Source organism: Rhizobium leguminosarum bv. viciae, assembly GCF_012276115.1.
In the GTDB taxonomy this organism is placed as follows: Bacteria; Pseudomonadota; Alphaproteobacteria; order Rhizobiales; family Rhizobiaceae; genus Rhizobium; species Rhizobium leguminosarum_T.
Genome location: NZ_WIEU01000057.1, coordinates 1 through 1,156 on the forward strand (window position 1 = coordinate 1; position 1,156 = coordinate 1,156).

Annotated in this window: 1 protein-coding gene; it reads left to right on the plus strand. The window is 62.8% G+C overall.

Going from position 1 to position 1,156, the window contains the following annotated elements:
- Positions 1 to 197: 197 nt before the first annotated feature.
- Positions 198 to 1,136 carry an IS110 family transposase gene (locus GFM02_RS34740; RefSeq protein WP_065279191.1) on the plus strand — a complete coding sequence of 313 codons (939 nt, stop codon included), beginning with the start codon at positions 198 to 200 and terminating at the stop codon, positions 1,134 to 1,136.
- Positions 1,137 to 1,156: the final 20 nt, after the last annotated feature.

Here is a 1,156-nt window from a genome sequence, read left to right on the forward strand (position 1 = left end):
CCCTTGTATCTGCACGTTAGGAATTTCGTGCGATGGAAGCGATTGAGCCTCTGGCCGGGTGGCCACCCGGCCAGAGGCGTGACGAAGTCGCCCGCACCCCCTCCGGTTACAACCGTGGATGAGCCTGGGATCTTCGTCATCGTCACGTACGACCGAATAGTCGCTTGGCTCCAATCGCACGCACAAGGCAGGTTACCGTGAACAAAGTTATATGTGGAGTGGATGTTTCGAAGGACTGGCTGGATGCGTTTATCCGCCCGTCCGGGGTGTTTGAGCGCTTCAGCAACGATGCGGCCGGCATCGGCGCGCTGGCCGAGTTTTGCCGGGAGCATGGGGTCGAACTCGTCGTCATGGAGGCGTCGGGCGGCTACGAGCGGGCAGCCTTCCTGTTGTTGTGGGAGTTGGGGATTGCCTGCGCGCTGGCCAATCCGCGCCATGTGCGCCGCTTTGCCGAGGCCATGGGCTTTCTGGAAAAGACCGACCGCATCGATGCGGCGATGATCGCCCATTATGCCGAGGCCAAACGGCTGTCTGCCCTGCCGCCGCCGAAAGCCGCGCAGCTGCGGCTGTCGGCGCTGATGACGCGGCTTTCTCAGGTCACGCGCGACCTGATCGTCCAGAAGCAGCGCCGCAGTGCGGCCCGCGATGGGTCGATCGTGGCAAGCCTCAACGAGGTGATCGCGCTTCTGGTGCGCCAGAGCCGCACGCTCGAAGGCGAGATCGCCTCGATGATCGACGACGATCCGCTCTGGGCCAGTCTCAACCGGGCCTTTCGCTCGATCAAGGGTGTCGCCGATCGCACCGTTGCCCGGCTGATGGCCGAGCTGCCCGAGATCGGCCGGATCTCCAACAAGGCGATCGCCAAGTTGGCCGGCCTTGCGCCGATTGCCAACGACAGCGGTAAACGCAGCGGACCGCGACCGGTGCGCGGCGGGCGCTCCGGACCACGTGGCATCCTGTTCCTGGTCGCCACCATTGCAGCCCGACACGATCCGCACATGGCCGCCTTCCAGCAAAGGTTGCAAAGCGCCGGCAAACCCAAAATGGTCATCCGCATCGCGCTCGCCCGAAAACTCCTGGTCATTCTCAATGCAAAAGCACGAGATGCGCGAAGAGAATTCGAATATGCAACTTGACAACCCAGATAGTCGCTCAT